This window comes from Mesorhizobium sp. M1312, assembly GCF_040318115.1.
Classification (GTDB): Bacteria; Pseudomonadota; Alphaproteobacteria; order Rhizobiales; family Rhizobiaceae; genus Mesorhizobium.
Genome location: NZ_JAMYLQ010000010.1, coordinates 23799 through 45582, shown reverse-complemented (window position 1 = coordinate 45582; position 21784 = coordinate 23799). Strand labels below are relative to the sequence as shown.

The following is a 21784-nucleotide window of genomic DNA, read 5'->3' as shown; positions in this document are numbered from 1 at the left end:
GCGACGGGCAATAGGAAACAGCAATGCGTGTGATGGCGGCGTTTTGGCAGCAAGAGACCAACACGTTCAATCCGCACCTTACAACTCTGCAGCGGTTCCGGCACGGCGCGCTCATGTTCGGAGAAGACATCGCTCACCGCTTCCGTGGCACCGACACAGACTGGGGAGCGCTGCTCGAAACTGCCCAGAGCAAGAACTGGGAGCTTGTGACGCCGCTCCATGCAAATGCCGGACCGAGCGGTGCGCTGACGGAGTCAACTTTCGAGGAACTGGCTAACATCCTGCTTGAGCCGCTTCGTGAACCGTGCTCGGTCGATGGTATCCTGCTGATGCTGCACGGCTCCATGGTCTCGGAGAGGATTCAGGACTGTGAAGGGGAGATCCTGTGGCGTGTCCGGAAGCTGGTCGGATGGGATGTGCCTGTTGTCCTGACCTTGGATCCCCATGCGAACGTTTCCCACCGTATGGCCGATATGGCGAACGCCATTGTCGCATACAAGACGACGCCACACGTGGATCAGGTCCAAACCACACAGCTCGCGTGTCAGTTGCTAAGTGAAATGATTGAGGGGGGGAGCATAACGCAGGTGAAGTTGGTAAAGCCCCCTCTGCTGGCCGGCCTTGATAGCGCTAGAACAACCAGCAACGACGGTCCAATGCCGCGGATTCTGGCTCTTGCCGAGCGCTTGACCGTGGAAAATCCGGCCGTCCGACATATCAGTGTCCAAGCCGGGTTCTCGTACGGGGACGTTGCCGACATCGGGCCCAGCGCGGCAATCACGTGCTGTAGGGCCACGGATGATTACCACAAGGAAAGCAATGCATTGGCGCGGGAGATGTGGAGAACGCGCGCCGAACGCACCGTGACGTTTCACTCTGTCGGCGAAGGATTGCAGATCGCGGAAAGCCTCGCGCGCTGCGAACGGCCTGTCGTTGTGGTGGATTACGCGGATAATCCGGGAGGCGGTGCGGCAGGCGACGATGTCTCGATTCTCAAGGCCATGCTTGAACGAGGCACCCGTGACGCCTTCTTCTTCAGCTTATGGGCACCTGAGGCTGTCGAATCGTGTTTCTCAGCCGGTCTCAATAGGGAGGTTACGCTCACGCTGGGGTGCGATCGTGACCTAAAGGTGACCGGCCATGTTAAGGCGCTGACGCCAGGCGACTATTTGCGCAGGGGTGCGTATTTTCGCAATACTATCGGAAACTTGGGGGCAAGCTGTCTCGTCTTGATTCAGGGGATCAAGGTAGCGTTGACTTCTTTAGCAACTCAGACCGAGGAACGAGAGCAGTTTAAGTTGTTCGGCGTGCATTTTGAAAGCGAGAAACTGGTGGTTTGTAAGGGAATGAACCATTTCCGCGCAGACCTTGAACCCCTCTCCCAGGCCTTGGTTTTCGTCGACAGCGGCAAAAGCTGCACCGCAAACTATGCTTCCATTCCGTATGAACGGGTCCGACGGCCAATCTGGCCCCTAGATGATTTCCAATAACAGCGCCCGACGACATCGGGAGCAATGTTCAACTCGCTCACCGCATGCGCCGCCTACAAGCCCCTCCTCGGAGCCCGGCAATGGAGCGTCTGATTTCTATGTCGAACTCTGGTGAGCCGACCAATTCCGTGGCAACGGAGAGGTGACGACTAATGTATCAATGTAAATTATGGCTTCGCGAGCCTTTAGAGGTAAGAGAATAAACATGAGGAAGGAATCTGTGTCGGCCCCGAAGCAGCTCGGGATACGTTCCCATGAACTATTTTCACGTGCCCGAAAAGTGTTTCCAGACGGCACGACGCGCGCGACCGTCGAAAGAGACCCCATGCCGCGATACGTCGTGAAGGGTGAGGGTGCATATCTCATCGATGTCGATGGACAACGTTTCCTGGACCTGCACAACAATTTCACCACCCTCATTCACGGACACGGATTTGGGCCCGTAACTGAGGCCGTCGCGCGTCAGCTTCACGACGGGACTTGCTTCGCCAACCCCACCGCCCACGAAATTGACCTTGCAGAGCTGTTGGTCGGCCGTATTCCGGCGATCGAACAGATCCGTTTCGTCAACACCGGTACTGAAGCCGTGATGTTCGCGATCAAGGCGGCCCGCGCGTTCACCGGACGTCCCGCAATTGCAAAGATTGAAGGCGCCTATCATGGTGCCTACGACTGGGCCGAGGCCGGCCAGGTGGGGACCCCCGCCACATGGGGTCTAGCCAGCGCTCCTATAGCCTTGCCGTCGTATACGGGTACGCCCGAGACAGTGGCGGAAGACGTTATTGTTCTTCGTTTCAACGACGCCCGTGGCGCCCGCGAGCAGATCGCGGCCTCCGCGCGCCGTCTTGCGTGCATCCTCCTCGATCCGATGCCAAGCCGAGGCGGTCTGATAACGCCGGAGGCCGACTTTATCGAGGCCGTCGTTACGACCGCTCGCCGGTACGGCATTCTTGTCGTCAGCGACGAAGTTCTGAACCTTCGCCAAGGCTATCGGGGGGCTTCCGTCCGCTATGGCATCCAGCCCGACCTCCTTGTCGCCGGCAAAATCATAGGCGGCGGATTTCCTATAGGTGCCATCGGCGGATCGCGCCACGTGATGGAAGTGTTCGATGGCTCCAGCGGCCCGGCCAAGGTGCAGCAGGGAGGTACTTTCTCCGCCAATCCGGTTTCCATGGTTGCAGGCCGGGTCAGCATGGAGAATTTGACAGAAGCTGCATTCGAGCGCCTCGAACGCATGGGAGACTGGCTCCGCGGAAAGCTCACCGCGTCCATCGAGATGCGCCAGGCTCCTTATGTCGTCACTGGCGCGGCTTCACTCTTCCGGATTCATCCTAAACGTCGAATGCCGCGCGACTATCGTGAGGCATATACGCAGCCTGGCGAAGCGGCATCGATCAGAGCGATGGGCCGTTTCTTTGCCGGCGAGGGCATCATTTTTCCCGCAGCCGGAACCGCATGTCTTTCCACAGCGATGTCTGAGGGCGACTTGGAAAAAGTCGCTCTGGTCTTCGAGCGTTATCTCGCAGTTGAATCCACTCTTTGACCCGGAGTTGCCGGCATATCACATACGGGCCGTGCCTCAGTCGAACTTGTTCGACGGCACATGGCGGATCACCTCGTCCGGTTGAATTATAGCCTTTAGGTGGCACCTTCGAATGTCCAGTCTTGCGGGGAACGAAGCGTGCGTGATACCTGCCGCCAAATCAAGAAGGACGGTGCCGAGGGAACGGTAGACGGTTGTGTTGCAAATGTTTAAGCGAACGCACTTCCTTACCTCATGACGGATTTCAGGTGCGATTGCTTCGAACTGCTCTTTGAGTGTCTAGCAATTGGCGTGTTTGCCAAGCATCGACGCGTATTGCGGCCCGAGCCAAACGGGATGGTATGAGCCCCGAAATGTAGTCCGGGCTGCCGCCGCTTCTTGTGACCAAGCTTCTCAACGAACGGCTTGAGCCAATTCGCGGCGCCTTCCACCGCAGTGCATAGCTCCCGGATCGTCATGCGCGGCCACGCGCAGCGAGCGGTTACCCTCACTTCCACGCCTCCGCCTGCGCAGACATTACCGCACCCCGCGTTTCGTCCCTGGATAATCGGCCGCCAACTGGCCGGGCAGAGGGGACCAGCCTGGCGACCGTTGAGCGCATTCGCCGACCGCTCTACAGTATCCATGAACTCGTGATGCAGTTTCTATTTGTTATCAGCACATAAGTGATAATTTGTGATTGTAAAATTCTCTACATGTGATATCTACTCCTGGTGAACCATCTGGCTGCTTAGCGGGTGATGGCCGTGCTTGAATCCAAGGGATGACAAAAATGCTGATCTCGTACGTGAGCGACGAGAATTTCGTCGCGCTCAGTGACGTAACTGTGGAACTAGTCGGCGCCGGTGAGTCGGTCGCGACGCGATCGCGAGCGTCTGGCGCCGTCCACGCGGACGTCCCGCCTGGGCGTTACACGGTGTACCTGAGCTGTCCTGGATACGGCAGCAAACACAGCGAGATCGACGTAGCACCCGACCGTCCGGTCCAGCTTCGATTACTGCGGGACACTGTTCTCGGCTACGCGTGGCCAAAGTGGGTTCGCGCGGGCGAAGAGGTCGAGGTGCGAGTGCACTCCCGGTCCGAATACCGTGTCGAACTGTGGCGATACGGTTGGGAGAAGCAGCTCGTCCGGGAGCTCGGCTACGGTCGCCACTTCCTTGACTCATCCCGCAATATCGTCCCGGACGGCGACTACGTGCGAACCGGCGTCGGCTGGCGCGACCCGATGCGCACCACCGCGCCGTCGGAGTCAGGCCTGTATTTCTTTCATGTGCACACGGGATCAGGCGAGACAACAACGTTCCCGCTCGTCGTCGCGCCCGCCGTCCCCACCGCACCGATTGCAGTACTGACGTCGTCATTGACCTGGAACGCCTACAACCATTTCGGCGGCCGCAGCAACTACATGCACCCCGTCGCACTACCCGCTCGCCCGTCGGTCAACCGGCGCCAGGACCTCGTGCGGTACCACAGCCCAATGAAGGAAAAGACGACCGGCGGCTACGACGACGCCGCGTTCGGGACGATCGCTCGCGAATGGATTGTGAACGACTACCCGCCCCTGTCGTTTGATCGACCGGAGCCGGCCAACATCGTGCCCGTCGATGCACACATCACCGATCCGATCGTGGGACGTGACTCGAGCGGGCTTGGTGCCGCTGAGTGGCGGCTGCTGGGTTGGCTGGAGCGCGAGGGCTTCGCCGCCGACACGTATTCCGACGTGCAACTGCACACTGGTGTGCTCGACCTCGACGCTTACCGTGTTCTCGTGCTCAACACGCATCCGGAATACTGGTCCAGAAAGATGTACGATCGGGTGCTGGCTTGGGTCACCGAACGCGGCGGCCGCCTCGTCTATCTCGGAGGCAACGGTGTCGAGTGTGAGGTCGAACTCACAGACGAGCACACGATGATCGTGCGGAACGGCGATAGCCGGACGTTCGAGACCAAAGACGCACAGTCGAGTCGGTTCTTCGGCGTCAGTCAAATCCGGGAGGAGAGCTTGCTGGGCGTCAGGACGTGTCTGGACGCCTTCCTCACCGGCGCGCCGTATCGAGTCATGAACGCAGCGCACTGGGTCTTTGAGGGCACCGGGCTGGCCGACGGCGCCCTTTTCGGCCAGCGCACCCTTTCCACCCGGGCACCGGGGGGTGCGTCCGGTCACGAGATGGACGAAATGACCAAGAGCTCGCCAGCGGGGACCACGCTCCTTGCCAAGGGCACAAACCCCGGCAACGCGGGCGCAGATATGGTCTACCATCAGACAGCGAGCGGCGGACAGGTCTTCTCAGTGGGATCCATTACCTATCCGGCCGCGCTCCCCGTCGACGACGCCGTCTCTCGCATCACCGCCAACGTACTGCGCCGCTTCACGGCCTGATGCGAACGGAATCGAGGCGATGGCGATGGCTTCGGGTCGGGTTTGTCGCGTTCGCGGCAAAGGCTTGTCTAAGTGTTTAAGGCTAAATAGCTAAAAAGAAATCACAATATTTTTCTCGGTCCAATCAGCCAAGTTGGCATGGGTTTTGAAACCCTTCGGTGTGAGGCCGCGAGAGCTGCCGACCGAACTCATGTCGCCGGTAACCCCTATGATGGAACGAAGAATGGAATTTCACATGAATCTGGAAACAGAACGTTTATTCATGCGCCCGATACGTCCTTGGGACGCCGATGCCATGCATCGCCTGCACTGTGATCCGCTAGTAGTCGAATCGACGATGGGGGGAATTCCGCCAACGCGGGAAATGTCTGATGCGCGGCTGTCCCTCTATCTTCATGAGTGGGAAACCTACGGGTATGGATTCTGGATGGTCTATGAACGAGAGGACAATGGCGACTTGCGCTTCGTGGGGCGGTCCGGGCTGCGCCGCGTCGATGACAACGACATCGAAATCGGATATGCCTTGTTCGGAAACCGGTGCGGTCAAGGGATTGCGCCGGAAAGCCTACGCCCCGTGATCGAATTTGCCTTCGCAACCCAACCTGTCGATCGGTTGGTCTCTTTGATACGCCCGACGAATATACGATCTCAGAGAGTGACAACCAAACTGGGCTTTACCTGCCTTGGGCCGGTTGATGGAACGAACTATGAGGTCTTTGAATTACGCCGTCCGCCTCAGTGATGCTCTCAGCAAACTGCTGCACTTCGGGCTCAAAGTTGTAAGTATCAGGCCGCCAAGCCAAAATGTTGTCGTCCTCATCTCCCCAAGATGCTTCTGGGGGGTTTTGAACTGGTATCGACAGTAGGATCATGAATGACTCCCGGAATCGGATTGGACAGCTGCCGGATGATCCCCTCCCGACAGCCGTCCCGTGATGCCTCGCAGTCAGGCTGGCCCCAGGACTGCGACGGGATCACCAAGGATCGCCTCGTCCACTTCGACGCCAAGCCCCGGTCCGCAGTAGTTGGGAAGCCGGATTTCTCCGTTGATGACACGAAGCGGGTTCTTCACGAGGGGAAGGTCCTCGTTGGCGTAGTCATACAGGCCGAAGACGAGATTGCGTGGCAGCGTGTGTGCCCGGTGCCTCACTGCAGCGAGCAGGATTCCCGACCCATAGTAGTCCTCGATCCGGACAGGCACGCCGAGGATTCTGGCAAGCGACATCGCCTGCCGGGTGGCCTCGATGCCGTCGATGCAGGAGGTCTTCAGCGAGGCGACGTCAAGAACCGGTTCTCGACCGCCTCGAGGAAGCGCCGCGGTCTGTCGAGCACCTTGTCGAGCATGGTCCGCACACCGGTGCGCTGGGCGACCGTCCGGCACTCCTCGTAGGTGTCGCAGGGATTCTCGATCATCGGTTTCGCGCAGCGCCTTGATCACGCGGATCGCGTCATCGACGAGCCAGCCGCGGTTGGGTCGTACCAGATGCGACCATGAGGAGCGCCATCTCTTCAACCATCCGGATGGTCTCGATATCTTCATGTACCTCGCCTGCCCCGACTTTGATCTGGAGCGCGAGTATCCCCCTCTTACGCTCGTTGTGGAAGGCGGCAAGCGTCCGGTCGCGTGTTCCGATTGGATCACGGTTAGCACCGGCACGGAATCCGATACACGTCCGCCCCATAGGTCGATGAGCGGCAGGCCGTGTGCCTTCGCCGCGAGATCCCACGCACCATCTCCAGCGCTGTCTTGGCGTTGCCATGCCCTCTGAGGGCTGCGGACACGTCCCTCAGGATGGCCGCGACCTGTCGCGGATCGCGCCCCAGCATCACCGGGGAAATTTCGGATGCCCTCGCGGGCGCCTGTCGAGAGTTCCGGCAGATAGTAAGGGGCGCTGAGGAAACTTCGCCCCAGCCGACGAGACCGCCATCGGTTTCGATCTTCACAACGAGGACGTCGAGCGCCGCGTTGATCGACTGGCTCGACACGTACCTCGTGAGCTCCATGCCGACGTCGATCGGCGTCGTGAAATCTCTCGCCGTCGTTGCCTTCGAATCTCCGATTTGCGAGAAGACCCAACGTGGGGCCGATCGTCACCCAAAGATTGTCGATGATCGCCAGAGCCTGGGCGCTTTCCGATTGGGCATATAGAGCGAAATGGAACTTGGCGTTTGCCGCAATCTTCGCTTTGGTGTCGTGAGACCTCCGATGCGTGCAATAGACCCGATGATGATGCTCCAACTCGCGAATGAAGGTCGCCGAGGCATTTTCCGCCGCAAGTTGCGCTGCCCATCCTTCAAGGTTGACGCGGATCTTCGTGATTTCCTCCAAATCTGACTGCCCGAGGCTTGGGGCGATAATGGTCTTTGGACCTGGCATTGACAGGCTTTTCTCGGACACGAGGCGCGTGATCGAATCACGGACGGGCGTCACGCTGACCCCCAGCTGAGAGTCTATGGAGCGATGCGTGATCTTCTCGCCGGCCTTATACACGCCACATCTGAGGCTTTCACGCACCACGCCGTATACCCGGTCGGATAGGGTCGTCGTCTGTGGATGTTCGACCTGATCTTTTACGAGACATGACTAAAAGGCAGAATTGTTCGCGCATTCACACCAATGTCCTCGCCTTGACCGGCTGACAGCCGCCTCGATATTGGCGTGCGGGCCGTCAGTCGAAGTGATCGGTCAGTTCGCCATATCGGTCCAAAAAGATGGCAAAAGCATTCTCCAACGCCGAGAACTCGTCGTCGGTATTGGCCATGGATACGGTAAACTGGCCACGCCTCGTGATAAAGATGCCGTTGTTGATCATGAAAAGCTGTAACAGCTTTCGAAAGATCGGCGGGGTCTTGACGTCCTCAGGGCCGCGCGGCATGTCCGCTTGGAAATGTGTCGAGATGAGGGAACCAAAACTGCCTAATTGCAGTGGCACTCCTCGGCTATTCGCTTGACGTAGTAAAGCAAACCGCAGTTCGTTGGAGCGGGCATTCAACCGGTCGACGTTTTCCTGAACAAAGACCTTTTTCAGAGCAGCATGCCCCGCGATCATGGTCAGAACGTTGTTGCTAAAAGTGCCGCCGTACGAGAGCGTTCTTTCATGACCGGGTCCCAGCCTGTCCATATGTCGCGCGGGCCCGCACAAAGCCCCGAAGTTGAGACCGCCGCCGAAGAACTTGCCGAGCGTGGTCAGGTCTGGATAGACACCGATTACCGATTGATAACCGCCGACGGCGAACCTTGCGGTTTGCACCTCGTCAAATATCAGCATCGCGCCGAACTCATCGCAAATCGAACGCAGTCGGCTCAGGAAAGCCGTGTCGGCCATAAAGCCGCCAGCGCTGCCCATGATCGGCTCGACAAGAATGGCCGCGATGTCCTTGCCCTCCTTCCGGACGATCTGCTCGACGGTGTCGATGTGATTGAATCGCGCGAGGCGGACGTCCGCACGATCGACATTCATCTCACTCTCGGGCTCAAGCCAGTTCAAGATATTGCCGTGGTAGCCGCCGAAGAAGCCCAGCACCAATCGTCGTCCTGTTCCGGCCTTGGCAAGTTGAATGGCCGCTAGATTTGCTTCCGTCCCCGACGTCAGGAAGCGGACCCTCTCGATAGATAGAAAGCGACGGCAGATCTCGCGGGCAAACGCCACCTCATGATCGTGTGTGCCCCCATAACTCACTCCGTTGTCCAGCCCCGCCTTGAGCGCTGACACGATCGCTTCATTCGAATGGCCGAAGAAGGCGGCGGTCAGGTCATTTCCGAAATCCGAATATTCGTGGCCGTCCGCATCGATCACCTTGCTGGATCGTGCAGATTCGAAGAAGAGCGGGAAGGGATCGAAATACAGCGAACCGCGAGTGTTGCCGCCAGGCAAGACCTCTTTGGCGGCCTCAAATTTCTGTCTGCTCGTCGGGTTTGAGCTCTCATAGACGCGCTGCTCATGCGTAACAGCGTCGTCGATCGTAAGCCTGGTTTCAGCGGACTGCTGCATCGTTGACCCTTCCATTTCACCCGAGTTTAAAAGCTGCATGAGAATGCTGACGGCCCTGTGCAGCACCAGCCAATCCGCTGCTTTACACACTCGCTCCAAGCAGTTGCTCCCCTTTAGCCCTGACTGGAGAGTTAGCCAATCGACGATCATTCCACGAAGGGCGGTGCGAACACCGCGACCCATGATCGACAGCAGGCTTACCCCCCGCACGAGCAGAAAAATGTGAAAGGCGGCCCAGAGCCCCTGCTTGCCGAACATCTGTCCGAAGGCGAACAACGCGGCGATAAAGACCGCGAAAGATATGAGCATCACGTTGCGCATGTCGCGCGACCAATTGGCGCCGATGAAGACCCCGTTCATCTGGAAGACCAGCACGCCGCTCGGTGCCGCGAAAGCCGCCCAAGGAAGATAGACAACCGCCTCCGCACGCACGGCCCGTGCACTTGTTACGACGCCCACGAGTTGTTCCCCGAACGCCCAAGGCGAGGACGCTTGCGAATCCCGCAAGCGAGAATCCCCCGCCCGCGGTCAGCCTGAGGGCACGCAAGAACGCCGGCTGATTATGGGCGCCGACGGCACGACTGGCGAGCTGCTGGGCGGCGCTCTCGAACCCGCCGAGAGGGGCAAGTTCTAGCTCGCTGGGCACCGTGATTTGGCGACGGCGGAGCGCTCCTTCTGGCGAGCGCGGATGGGTCGTGGCCGGCCCGACCACCAAGACATCGAGCTCATCGTCTTTGTTTGTTGACACGGATCGCCTCAATCCCGTTGCCGCCAGATAGTCCAAGGACGAGAGGCACCATACAGTCTACAGGGAGCTAGGTGCATAAATATTCTTTAAGTTTGTTTTAAGGTTATATTGCAGAAATATCTGAGCTCCTCGAGAAGAAGAGCGCCGATCCGGAGATCCTCGGCCGCACACACTGATTGCACAGGAGGAGGCGATTGCCTGTAAGCGTCCGACCTCGGCGAGAAGCGAATGCCCGTCCCCATGAAGCCTTCATCGTCGGGCTGATCGAGGAGCGCAAGGACATCACGCTGAACGAAATGGTGGAGCGGCTCATCGCCGAGCAGTCGGTGCGGATCAGCCGCAGCGCCTTGAGCGCCTGGCTTCGCGGTCACGGCTGGACATTCAAAAAAAACGTATGGCCCGCCCGTCTGCAAGAGGATTTTACGGTGTTCTGATCAGTCTGCGTCAACGTATACGGTCTCATGGGTTAGCCCCATGGCCAAGATGGATATCCGCGCGTTCAGAGCCCAATAAGTCCGTCGGCACCACGTGCCATTTTTTTGATCGGGCTTTCCAAACGCCGGTCAACTGTCAGGCCATCCTCACGATCCTTCCTGCAAACCTCATTGGACTACGTGCGCGATTGGCACGTAGGCGACCCGATTCTGCCGCCTACCAAGTAGCCGGGTTCAAAGCGTGTCTCCTGTGTAAAGCGGCCCAGGCGATACGCGCCAGCTTGCTGGCCAAAGCCACTACCACGGCTATGCACACCTCTCTCGATCATTGCCTTCAGCCATCGTCCCTAGGCGTGTCGCTCTTTGAAAGCGATGGCAATGCCGCGCGGCTGCCATGGATGAGCAAAGTGCGCAGATCGGTGTTGCCGAGCTTGGATATCCCAAGCAGCCGAGACTTGCCGCCCGTTCTGCATTGTCTCGGAACCAACCCGAGCCAGGAGCCAAGGTCTCGGGCCTTGGCAAAGTTGCTTGCATTACCTACTGCCGCCACCAAGCCGTCGCGTTGGGCACCCCAATGCCGGGGATCGAGGTCAACCTGCGTGTGGCGGCATCGTTGCGCGCCAGTTGGACAAACTCGTCGTTCAGCGCCCCAATCTTCGCGTCGAGCTCCTTCTATTCGGCTCGCAGCCCGTCAATCAGCTGACGTATGCGGGGCGACAAGGTCTCATTGCCCTCGGCAAGCATGCCATCCAAATCAAGCTCGAACTTTCGCCTGCCAGCCGGGTAGATCACCCCACGTTCCAGCAAGATCGCTCGCAACTGGTTGAGGAGGTTGGTTCGTTCGGCTACGAGGCGCGAACGCACTCGATGCAGCGTCTGGCGCATTGTCGGTCGTGAGGCGGCCTCGGCGATCCCCTCGGCATCGCGGCCATCGTTCTTCTGCGCCTTGATATATGGGCGAACGTATTCCGGTGACAGCAACCGGATCTGGTGACCTTGCGCCGCAAACAGGCGCCCCAGATGATGCGCGCCGCAGCACGCTTCCATTGCGACCACACAGGCCGGAAGCTTCGTAACATAGTCGATCAGCGTCTGCCGGCGCATTGTTCGACGAACGACCACCGCACCGACCGCATCGACGCCAACTATGCTGCAAGAGTTCTCGCCCAGATCAACCCCGAGGATCACAATAGACATTGGCTCGTTCCTCTTTCTGGATGCTGGGGGAAAAGGGCGGGCCATTCTATAAGTCCGCGCACGGACTGGAGCAGGATCGCCCCGACATCCTGAAGCGGCGCCGGGACTGGTTCGACGGCCAGCTCGATCTCGATCCGGCGAAGCTCGTGTTCATCGATGAGAGTGTACTGCAGAGCAGCGGAAGGAGTTCAACATGAACTAAGACCCGTAGCGTAAAGCTGCGTGAATGATGGGGGACGGCCCTCCGGGATGGGCTTTCAGGATCAGGTCTCAAACCAGTCCAAGCTGCTGCGGTAAAGAGCCGTGGTGGTGAGCGTTGGATGAAAAGTTCGGACGAGATCCGAGCAGGTGGGTGTCCGAAAGACGAACGAAAGTGAACCCTTCGAAGACGCGTCGTTATGAACGTAAGTGTCGCCGAAACCAGGACCGTCTCGTCATCCTGGGACAAGCCCGCCTGGTACCTGATGACTGGGCGGGCGGCGACCGGCGTTGATGGGGCGTGAGTCGGACACAGGCATTCGCGCGGAACTGCAGGAACCAGGCTCCTGATGCAAAGGGAGAAGCTCAAGCGGGCCAAACCGCAAGGCGAGAGTACCGATGCAGGAGACTGGGGCGGACCGGTGCGTGTTTCGGTAATTCCTGGACACCCTTTTCGCTAAATCCCGGACAGTGATTTCAGTAATTCGCGGACAGCGATTCCGCTAAATCCCGGACAGTTTTCGGGAGCGGATTTAGCGGTCGGTTCTCGGCTGCGCCGTTCTGGCAGTTCGGCCTCTCACGATGATGTTGAGAGGGGCCATGCCGAGACGGAAGCAAGCGAGACGAACGAGCGTGAGGGATATCCAAGCGATCTTGCGCTTGAACCCTTGAGCAGGGTCTTTCGGTGCGTGAGGTGTCGGAATGGCTGAAGATCAGTAAGACGACAGTATCGACCTATTTGCTGCGGGCGCGGAGGCCGGGCTGTCATGCTGGCCGCTGCCGCCGGGCCAGGACGACGCGACGCTTGAGCGGCTACTGTTCGGCCGTGCCGGTCGTCCGCTGCAAGACCTGAGCGAACCGGACTTTGCGCTGATCGCCAGGGAGTTGAAGCGCAAGGGGGTGACGCTGACGCTCCTGTCCAGGAGTATGGCGCCGCCCATCCCGACGGCTACGGCTACACCTGGTTCTGCGAGCACTTCGCCGCTTTCGAGCGCCGGACGAGCGCGACATTCCGCAACCGGCATGCGGTGGGCGCGGTGATGCAGACGGACTGTGCTGGGCAGACGGTGCCGGCGATCGATCCGGCGACCGGCGCCATTTTACCCGGCGCAGATTTTTGTCGCGGTGCTGGGCGCCTCCAATCTCCTTTGCCAGCTCCAGCCAAAAGCTGCCGGACTGGATCGAGGGCCAGGTGCGAGCGCTCGCCTTCTTCGGCGGGATCACCAAGGCGATCGTCTGCGACAATTTGAAGGCCGGTGTCGTCAAGGCGCTGTGGTTCGAGCCGATGCTGAACGCGACCTATGCCGCTATGGCCGAGCATTACGACACCACCATCCTGCCGGCCCGCAGCCGCAAGCCGCGCGACAAGGGCAAGGTCGAGGGCGCGGTGCTGATCGTCGAGCGTTGGATTCTGGCACGGCTCAGGAATCGGTCCTTCTTCTCGATCGCCGAGCTCAACGCGGCGATCGCCGAACTGCTCGAGGAGCTGAACAATCGGCCGATGCGCCATGTCGGCCAAAGCCGCCGCGAACTGTTCGAGGAGAGCGAGCGGGCTGCCTTGAAGCCGCTGCCGGCGGCACCCTTCGAATACGCCGAGTGGAAGTCGGCGAAGGTCCATCCTGACTACCATGTCGAGGTCGACAAGACCTTCTACTCGGTGCCGCACCGGCTGATCGGGCGCACCGTCGAGGTGCGGCTCACTCATCGAGTGGTCGAGATCTTCCACGATCACCAGCGTGTCGCCAGCCATGTCCGCCGCTCGCAGCGTTCCGGCCATGTCACCGTCAACGAACACATGCCCAAGGCCCACCAGCGCTACGCCAACACCACGCCGGCCAGCCTGATCAGCCGGGCGGCCAGGATCGGCCGCAACGCCACCACGAGCGCATGATGCGCGACCGGCCACATCCGGAGCAGGGATACCGCTCGGCCATGGGCATCCTATCGCTGGCGCCGCGCTATGGCCGGAGCGTCTCGATGCCGCCTGCGAGCGGGCGCTGCTGATCAACGCGATCGCCTACTCCTCCGTCACCGCGATCCTCAAAGCCGGCCTCGGCCGAGCCAGCTCCGCAGAACCGGCAAAGCCGGCACCCCAGCACGCCAACATCCGCGGCTCCACCTATTACCAGTGAAGGAAAGGAAGAAAGAATGCTGACGAACCCCACCCTCGACCAGATGCAGGCCCTCGGTCTGGCCGGCATGGCTGCCGCCTGCAGCGAACTGGCCGAACGGAACAACGCCAACGAGCTCAGCCGTGACGAGTGGCTCGGCCTGATGCTCGACCGCGAGGTCGCCATACGGGCCGACAAGCGCGTCAGGAACCGGCTCGCCTCAGCCAAGCTGCGCTTTCCCGAAGCCTGCGTCGAGGACATCAACTTTGCCGCGCCGCGCGGGCTCGACCGGCGCAGCACCATGACGCTCGCCCAGGGCGAATGGCTGAAGGCGCATGACAACCTGATCGTCACCGGCCAGACCGGCACCGGCAAGTCGTGGTTGGCCTGCGCCTTCGGCCGGCAAGCGGCACGGCTCGATCATTCCGTGCTGTATGTGCGCGTGCCGCGCCTGTTCGAGCGTCTGGCGCTCGCCCGTCTCGATGGCCGCTTCCCACGCGTCATCGACAAACTCACCCGCGCGCAACTGCTCATCCTCGATGACTTCGGAACCCACAGCCTCACCGATCACCAGCGCTTCCATCTGTTCGAAATCGTCGAGGAACGCTATCGCCGCAAATCCACCCTAATCACCGCCCAGGTACCGGTGGCCAGATGGCATGAACTGATCGCAGACCCGTCGCCGACGCCATTCTCGACCGGATCGTGCACAACGCCCACCGCATAGTGCCCCAGGGCGACAGCATGCGAAAGAAAGGGGCCGCGCCCCTCTTGACCGGCACCGAAAACGGCGAAATCAATCATCCATGAACGCAACAAGGCACCCGAGGACCGTCGCCGCCAAACTGTCCCGACATTAGCGAAACCACTGTCCGGGAATTAGCGGAACCCCTGTCCGCCTTTTGCGAAATGCGCAGACCGGCCCGTATGAGCGTTGAAAGCCCTGTAATGGGGCCGGAGCAAAGGGGCCGGATCAGGTGGTCGTATTGTTTGGAACAACTGGAAACAGGACGGAAGATACGACAGACAAGCCTGTTCGAGAAGGACCTTGCAGGAAACCTCTACAAGGTCTGGAATCGGATGTCCTCAGGGACGTATTTCCCGCCGCCGGTTCGCGCTGTCTCCATTCCGAAGAAGAGTGGGGGCGAAAGGATTTTGGGTGTGCCCACCGTCAGCGATCGGATCGCACAGATGGTGGTCGAGCAGATGGTTGAGCCGGATTTGGATACCCTCTTTCTTCCAGACTCCTACGGCTACAGGCCGGGAAATCGGCTCTGGATGCAGTTGGCGTCACGCGTCAGCGATGCTGGAAACATGACTGGGTTCTGGAATTCGACGTCAAAGGGCTGTTTGACAATCTTCCGCACGATCTCCTGCTGAAGGCGGTCAGGAAAGCACGTCACGTGCAAGTGGGCTCTGCGCCGATGGAGAAGAACGGGGAAGTCGTCGAGCGCACACGCGGTACCCCGCAAGGTGGCGTTGTCAGCCCGATCTTGTCGAATCTCTTCATGCACTATGCATTTGATCTGTGGATGACCCGGACGCATCCTGACCTTCCATGGTGTCGATATGCGGACGATGGTCATGTGTATTGCCGGAACGAGCAGCAGGCAGAAGCCCTCCAGGCGGAGCTTCGTGCTCGACTGGCAGCATGCGGGCTTCAAATGCATCCGACAAAGACCAAGATCGTCTATTGCAAAGACCAAAGGCGCAGGGGGGAATACCCGAATGTCGTGTTCGACTTCCTCGGGTATCCGGCCGCGACGCGTGGCGAACACACATGTGATGCCGAGGTCAAGAGGTGTGTTAGGGCGGCATCGTGTTGCTCCAATTGGTGGCGGAATCCAGAGCTGGGCCCGATTGCGTGACACGGCTTGGTCAATCGAGCCTAATCAAACTCACATACGGTCGCCGCTTGAGACGGCTGCACCAATATCCCGCTTGCGGCGGCAGGGGCCCTGAAGGCGAGACCCGTCTTTGATACGGCATTCTAGCCAGCTGATCTCGGTTCGCCTCGTGGATCCGCCGAGACTGATCAGGCCTCGAGGGATGAGTGTGATCTCGTCAGACGGCCTTCATGACGGCACCTTCGATGACGACGCCCGCGGTCACGTATTTCCACAGCGCCACGAGCAGCTTCCTTGCAAGGGCGACGATGGTTGTCTTTTTGAGGCGCCCCTGATTGCGCATCACGCGTTCGTGGAACCCGAAGTGATCAACCAGGTCGATTTACTGGTTCCAAAGAAACGAAGATCGCGCCAAGATCGGTGCGGATAGCGGCAGGCGCGCCGCAGATCGATCGGCTACAACACGCATGATTGGCCTCCACAGAGGTGTGGGTCAGCAACCCCACTCTGCCAGAGCGCAGGTCGCTATCCACCACCGGTCATGGGATCTTTGATGGGGCATCCTTACCTTCCGAATCAAAGAATGCGCTATGGGCCAGGTTCTTCATGGGAGCGCCACGACGACAGAGGCGGTCCGTCGAGCGAGCATTAAGAGAGCCTGAGAGCCCTGGCCAAGCGCTACGGATCAACCAGAAGACGGTCGCGAAGTGGCGGGAGCGGACCTCAACGGCTGACCTTCCGACGGGGCCGAAAGAGCCGCGGTCGACGGTTCTTTCGGTCGAGGAGGAGGCGGTCATCGTCGCGTTCCGGCGCCACACGCTGCTGCCGCTCGACACTGCCCCTATGCTCTGCAGCCGACGATTCCGAACCTGACGCGATCTTCATTGCACCGCTGCCTGCAGCGCCATGGCATTGGCCGTCTGCCCGATGTCGAGGGCGACAGGCCGGCGAAGAAGAAGTTCAGGAGCTACCCGATCGGCTTCGTCCACATCGACGTTGCCGAGGTACGCACGAGCAAGGCAAGCTGCACATGTTCGTCGCTATCGACCGCACCTCGAAGTTCGCCTTCGTCGAACTGCACGAGAAGGCTACCACCGCCGTCTCCAGAGACTTTCTGCTGCGCCTGATCGCGGCCGTCCCCTACAAGATCCATACCGTGCTTACCGGCAATGGCATCCAGTTCACCACGCCTGGTGCAGGAGGGTCAGCCGTTCCCCTCATCAAGGAGGCCATAGCAAACGGCGACCTCTTCGGTCGAGCGCACCCTTTCCACCCGGGCACCGGGGGTGCGTCCGGTCACGAGATGGACGAAATGACCAAGAGCTCGCCAGCGGGGACCACGCTCCTTGCCAAGGGCACAAACCCCGGCAACACGGGCGCAGATATGAGCGGCGGGCAGGTTTTCTCAGTGGGCTCCATTACCTATCCGGCCGCGCTCCCCGTCGACGACGTCGTCTCTCGCATCACCGCCAACGTACTGCGCCGCTTCACGGCCTGATGCGAACGGAATCGAGGCGATGGCGATGGCTTCGGGTCGGGTTTGTCGCGTTCGCGGCAAAGGCTTGTCTAAGTGTTTAAGGCTAAATAGCTAAAAAGAAATCACAATATTTTTCTCGGTCCAATCAGCCAAGTTGGCATGGGTTTTGAAATCCTTCGGTGTGAGGCCGCGAGAGCTGCCGACCGAACTCATGTCGCCAGTAACCCCTATGATGAAACGAAGAATGGAATTTCACATGAATCTGGAAACAGAACGTTTATTCATGCGCCCGATACGTCCTTGGGACGCCGATGCCATGCATCGCCTGCACTGTGATCCGCTAGTAGTCGAATCGACGATGGGGGGAATTCCGCCAACGCGGGAAATGTCTGATGCGCGGCTGTCCCTCTATCTTCATGAGTGGGAAACCTACGGGTATGGATTCTGGACGGTCTATGAACGAGAGGACAATGGCGACTTGCGCTTCGTGGGGCGGTCCGGGCTGCGCCGCTTCGATGACACCGCGATTGAGGTCGGATGCTACTTGTTCGGAGCCCGGTGCGGTCAGGGGATTGGGCCGGAAAGCGCTAAGCCAGTGATCGAATTTGCCTTCGCAACCCAACCTATCGATCGTTTGGTCTCTTTCATACGCCCGACGAACATACGATCTCTCAGAGCGAGAACCCGACAGGGCTTTACTTGCCTTGGGCCGGTTGTCTTTGATGGAATAAACTATCAGTTCTTGGAATTGCGTCGTCCGCCTCAGTGATGCTCAGCAAACTGCTGCGCTTCGGGCTCAAAGTTGTCCCGGTCAGGTCGCAAGCCCAAATGTCGTCGTCCTGATCCCTCAAGATGCTTGAGAGGAAACGTTATAAAGGCCGTACGCAACTCGGACATTTACTGAGCGATCGATCAATAGCTGTGAGGGCCAACAGGTCAGGATTGTGGAGAATTCCGAGAACGGCTGAGTTTCGTCATATCGAAAATCTGATGACCTCGGAGATACCAGGGAGATCGAAAGTTTTCTTAAGGCGGAGAAACTGAAACACGGATGCGGAGCTCGACAAGGGTTGCTGTACCTGTCCTTCGTCGGTACCAGCCACCGCTCGACTACCCGCACCGCCGCCTCGACGTTCGCTTTCTTTCAATTTCAGAACTGCAGCTTGTGAGGCAGGTTCGTGCGCGAACAGCGATCGAGGTTACGCGCCCGTTCCCCCATGGCGGGGCCAGCTACAGCGCGTCGATCTGGAAGAGACCTGCGCGACAAAGGTAGAGCTGGTCTCTAGGAACTAGGCGAGTCGCAGAAGACCAAGGTAAGCGGGGCCCGCGTACGGCGAGAATGCCGGTGTTATATGGTTAGACGCTCCACGACTTGAGCCGCGACAATGGGCGCGTCGCCCACATTGGTGTCCGGCCAGACCCGTGCGCGCTTTTTGGGAAAAGCACCTGGGAAGAAATAGGAGAGGCCCGCGCTTGCAACATAGATAGTCGCTGCAACGCCCTCGAAATTGCGATTGAAGTGAAACTGCGACTTCATCACGATAAAGTCCTGCTCCCTGATATTGACGCCGTGGGATTCGAAAATGGCGCGATCAACGATGAACCCTGGCTTTGAAGTGGCAATCACAAGGAAACGGTTGTAAATCTCGATGAGGGCCGTCTTTCCCATGGCAGCGGATTCGTTGGCAAAATTGGGTCCGATGAGTTTGATATCCATGTTGTTGAGAAGCCTAACCACGCCTTCGACCTCGAAGGGCAGATAAAGCGGGGTCACCTTGCCGCCGAGACGCATCTTAATTTTTGCGCCGACGCCGGCTGCATGTGCCTGAGCGACGGTTTCCGGATCATTGACCGTCATCGCGCCCTGGAGCTTCACAGTGTGCTTCAGTGCGGCCTGCAGGATCAAGGTGCTGTCGCCTGGCGCGCCGGCCAGCGTCCGGTCACCAAGATCGGCAAGCGCCTTGGTGATGCCGCTCTTGTCCTTCGCAGTGGCATCCAGGGCCTGTGCGATCGTCACGGTTTCATCCTTGAAGCACTCGCGCAGATCCCAGAACTCCTGCGCGTAATCCTCCACGATCGCCTTGGCTTGCGCATATGGCCCATTGCTCAGTATCACAGTGGCCTGACCCATGTCCGTTAGATCCGCAAAGCGATAAGCGTTGTAGATGCTAAGGTCCACCACTGGCGCTTCTGAGTCCTCGAGCGCACGGGCACGTGCGTGCATTTCCCTAAGTGGGCTGAGATGAGTTTCGAGCCTGCCTGGGGCAATCATTCGGGTTTTCGCGAAGGTATAGACCGGGCGCAGACGGCCTTCCAGGACATCGAAAACCAACCTGATGACCTTCTTGCCATTGTCGTAGTAATCGTCATGGGGATTGTTCTTGCAGGCGATGCAGATGTCGGCTGCCTTCAACATCTGTGGCGTGATATTGGCATGAAGGTCGAGGCCTACTCCGATGACTGTGTTTCCGCCGACGGCGCCGCGAATGTTGGAGAGGAAATCACCTTCCGCGTCTTCGAACTCAGTCGTGGACATCGACCCATGCAGGTCGAGCACAACCGCATCGGGCGCGAGCTTCTTGAGTTCCTCGCCCCAGAACTGGCGTTGCTCAATGTAGAAACCGTGATCGATGGCGCCGCTCGGGGCGACCATCGAATCTGAAACGGGAAGGATTTCAATATCAGCGCGTCCAATCAAAGCGTCGACAATCCCGCCGAGCGTCGTGCCATTTCCCTTGGCCGCCTCGATCAAAGTCTCGCCGCGAACGACCGTGATATCTGCCGCCGCTGTCGCAGGTGCATATCCGTGCGATTCATGAAACAGGCGTCCGACTGCTATGCGCATAATATTAAATTGTCTCCTGAATGTCAGGGTTTGATCGCCAGGGACTTCGCGGCTACCTACTGGGGCAGCGTGCGCCGACGTATTGCTGCGTTTTATTCTGGGGTTTCAAGTTCACGGTGCGGATGGACCGGCGGGTGGTGACCCGGAACAGGGTGCGCCGGGGGACAAGTGCGTGAGTTCTTAAGGGGCCGCAGGCCGCTCCTGTTCGCCGGGGGTCGAAAATGGTGTAATCGACCAATCGATTAAGTCGACGGCACGCTGAAGTATCGCCTCTGTCTGAGCACGGCTGGGGGAAGCGGCGATGACATACCCGATCCAGTCTCGGAGATCGCCTTTCCTGACGATTGGCATCTTGGCTTCAACATAGAATTTGACCTCGGCTACACCCGGTATGGCAGCCGCCCGCCTGTCGCCTCCGATCCAATCAAGGGTACCTTCGCGATCAGGAACCAGGAACCGCGCGGCCGCAGTGTGCGAATGGCTTCTGCGCAAATCCCATTCGTCGCCGATGACAAGCTTGACGTGCTCAGTGACGAGATCGACACCGTAGGCCAGCTGAGTCAGTTGGGGAGTGGGCGCGCCATGAAGCCGCGGATTGACTTCAATGACGACTGGGCCACGCTTCGTCCACCGGAATTCAACGCCTGTTGGCCCCCAGCCAAGGCCGAGAGCTCGCAAACAACTCAGCGAAACATGGGCGATACGCTCATGCTTGTCATCAGTCAGCGGGGCCGGATAGATGAATTCACGAAAGACGAAATGAGGTTGGGGGCCGAAGTACGCGGAGGCAATACCGATGACCTCGTTTCCCATTATATCAGAGCAATAATGGGGACCTTGTGCGAATTCTTCGACCAGTATTTTCGGCGGGGGCTGCCATATGTGCTTGCCGCCCAACAGATACGCAGTATGTTCGGCTAACTCATCGACGTTGCGGCATAATCGGACACCTTTGCTGCCGGCACCTACGGCTGGTTTAAGAATCACCGGCAGGCCGATCTCCTCGGCAGCGGTTTCTACGTCCGTCGCATTCGTTGCCAAGCGATAGGCAGGTATCGGAACGCCGGCTTCCTCGAGAAGCTGACGTTGCTTGAATTTGTCGCAGCATTGTTCGATGGATGTGGGGTTTGGTCCCGGCAGATCGAAATGGCGGCAGAGCTTGCCAACTGTCGCATAGAACGAGTCCCCGACGGACGTAATGCCAGCAATGTCATAGGTTGCATGCAGCCGGGAGCATTCGCGGATCAGCGCATCGAGATCGGCTGTATCGACACGGATTGCCTCAATTCCTTCGACCCCAAGATAGTCGTATTGAGCTGGATCAGCCGACAGGACAATTGGATGAAGACCAAGATGCCGAGCCGCTTGGACGTAAAGCGGACCATTATACCTTGAACCTTCAAGCAGGATGAGCGCTCTTCTTGCCATTGGCCGTTGTCTCCGACGTTGCGTGCTGTGCGGCGGTCCGAGCGTACATCGGCAAAATCTTTTTCAGCCGTGCCTGATCTCAGACCTTGTAGTG

General features: G+C 59.1%; 9 protein-coding genes and 10 pseudogenes. 11 read left to right on the top strand and 8 right to left on the bottom strand.

Features of this window, described 5'->3' with window-relative positions:
* Positions 1 to 23: 23 nt before the first annotated feature.
* From NKH36_RS13975 to NKH36_RS13960, 4 genes are all read left to right on the top strand, one after another.
* Positions 24 to 1490: a M81 family metallopeptidase gene (locus NKH36_RS13975; RefSeq protein ID WP_352962715.1), complete on the top strand. Its 1467-nt coding sequence runs from the start codon at positions 24 to 26 to the stop codon at positions 1488 to 1490.
* Between the two features lie 205 nt (positions 1491 to 1695).
* Complete coding sequence (locus tag NKH36_RS13970) at positions 1696 to 3033, top strand: aspartate aminotransferase family protein (protein WP_352962712.1); 1338 nt, start codon at positions 1696 to 1698, stop codon at positions 3031 to 3033.
* Positions 3034 to 3805: 772 nt separating this feature from the next.
* The gene (locus NKH36_RS13965; RefSeq protein ID WP_352962709.1) at positions 3806 to 5413 is read left to right on the top strand and encodes a N,N-dimethylformamidase beta subunit family domain-containing protein; all 1608 of its coding nucleotides are present in this window, start codon (positions 3806 to 3808) and stop codon (positions 5411 to 5413) included.
* A 235-nt stretch (positions 5414 to 5648) separates the two neighbouring features.
* Positions 5649 to 6155 (top strand): GNAT family N-acetyltransferase, encoded by a 507-nt coding sequence (locus NKH36_RS13960; protein ID WP_352962706.1) that lies wholly within the window; start codon positions 5649 to 5651, stop codon positions 6153 to 6155.
* A gap of 204 nt (positions 6156 to 6359) precedes the next feature.
* Here the strand turns inward: NKH36_RS13960 and NKH36_RS13955 are convergent.
* The 4 genes and pseudogenes from NKH36_RS13955 to NKH36_RS13940 all read right to left on the bottom strand — a co-directional run.
* Positions 6360 to 6827, bottom strand: a pseudogene (locus NKH36_RS13955) (enolase C-terminal domain-like protein); the annotation flags it as partial.
* A gap of 230 nt (positions 6828 to 7057) precedes the next feature.
* Positions 7058 to 7417 (bottom strand): hypothetical protein, encoded by a 360-nt coding sequence (locus NKH36_RS13950; protein ID WP_352962703.1) that lies wholly within the window; start codon positions 7415 to 7417, stop codon positions 7058 to 7060.
* Between the two features lie 79 nt (positions 7418 to 7496).
* Positions 7497 to 7940 (bottom strand): annotated as a pseudogene (locus tag NKH36_RS13945) (GntR family transcriptional regulator); the annotation flags it as partial.
* A 142-nt stretch (positions 7941 to 8082) separates the two neighbouring features.
* On the bottom strand, positions 8083 to 9864 hold the full coding sequence (locus NKH36_RS13940; protein ID WP_352962700.1) for an aminotransferase class III-fold pyridoxal phosphate-dependent enzyme: 1782 nt from the start codon (positions 9862 to 9864) through the stop codon (positions 8083 to 8085).
* A gap of 528 nt (positions 9865 to 10392) precedes the next feature.
* Between NKH36_RS13940 and NKH36_RS13935 the strand changes: the two are divergent.
* A pseudogene (locus tag NKH36_RS13935) lies at positions 10393 to 10536 on the top strand (IS630 family transposase); the annotation flags it as partial.
* A gap of 268 nt (positions 10537 to 10804) precedes the next feature.
* On the opposite strand, the pseudogene NKH36_RS13930 reads toward NKH36_RS13935, so the two are convergent.
* Positions 10805 to 11784, bottom strand: a pseudogene (locus tag NKH36_RS13930) (IS110 family RNA-guided transposase).
* 50 nt (positions 11785 to 11834) lie between these two features.
* On the opposite strand from NKH36_RS13930, the pseudogene NKH36_RS13925 reads away from it, so the two are divergent.
* From NKH36_RS13925 to NKH36_RS13910, 4 pseudogenes are all read left to right on the top strand, one after another.
* Positions 11835 to 11948, top strand: a pseudogene (locus NKH36_RS13925) (IS630 family transposase); the annotation flags it as partial.
* Positions 11949 to 12582: 634 nt separating this feature from the next.
* Positions 12583 to 14114, top strand: a pseudogene (gene istA, locus NKH36_RS13920) (IS21 family transposase).
* 16 nt (positions 14115 to 14130) lie between these two features.
* Positions 14131 to 14903, top strand: a pseudogene (istB, locus tag NKH36_RS13915) (IS21-like element helper ATPase IstB).
* 222 nt (positions 14904 to 15125) lie between these two features.
* Positions 15126 to 15872, top strand: a pseudogene (locus tag NKH36_RS13910) (reverse transcriptase domain-containing protein); the annotation flags it as partial.
* A gap of 285 nt (positions 15873 to 16157) precedes the next feature.
* Here NKH36_RS13910 and NKH36_RS13905 read toward each other — a convergent pair.
* A pseudogene (locus NKH36_RS13905) lies at positions 16158 to 16298 on the bottom strand (IS110 family transposase); the annotation flags it as partial.
* 232 nt (positions 16299 to 16530) lie between these two features.
* Between NKH36_RS13905 and NKH36_RS13900 the strand changes: the two are divergent.
* Positions 16531 to 17126, top strand: a pseudogene (locus NKH36_RS13900) (DDE-type integrase/transposase/recombinase); the annotation flags it as partial.
* Between the two features lie 547 nt (positions 17127 to 17673).
* Positions 17674 to 18186: a GNAT family N-acetyltransferase gene (locus NKH36_RS13895; protein ID WP_352962697.1), complete on the top strand. Its 513-nt coding sequence runs from the start codon at positions 17674 to 17676 to the stop codon at positions 18184 to 18186.
* A gap of 579 nt (positions 18187 to 18765) precedes the next feature.
* Here the strand turns inward: NKH36_RS13895 and NKH36_RS13890 are convergent.
* Both NKH36_RS13890 and NKH36_RS13885 read right to left on the bottom strand, forming a co-directional pair.
* The gene (locus NKH36_RS13890) at positions 18766 to 20262 is read right to left on the bottom strand and encodes a M81 family metallopeptidase (protein ID WP_352962694.1); all 1497 of its coding nucleotides are present in this window, start codon (positions 20260 to 20262) and stop codon (positions 18766 to 18768) included.
* A 180-nt stretch (positions 20263 to 20442) separates the two neighbouring features.
* Positions 20443 to 21690, bottom strand: coding sequence for an ATP-grasp domain-containing protein (locus NKH36_RS13885; RefSeq protein ID WP_352962691.1), 1248 nt, complete (start codon positions 21688 to 21690; stop codon positions 20443 to 20445).
* Positions 21691 to 21784: the final 94 nt, after the last annotated feature.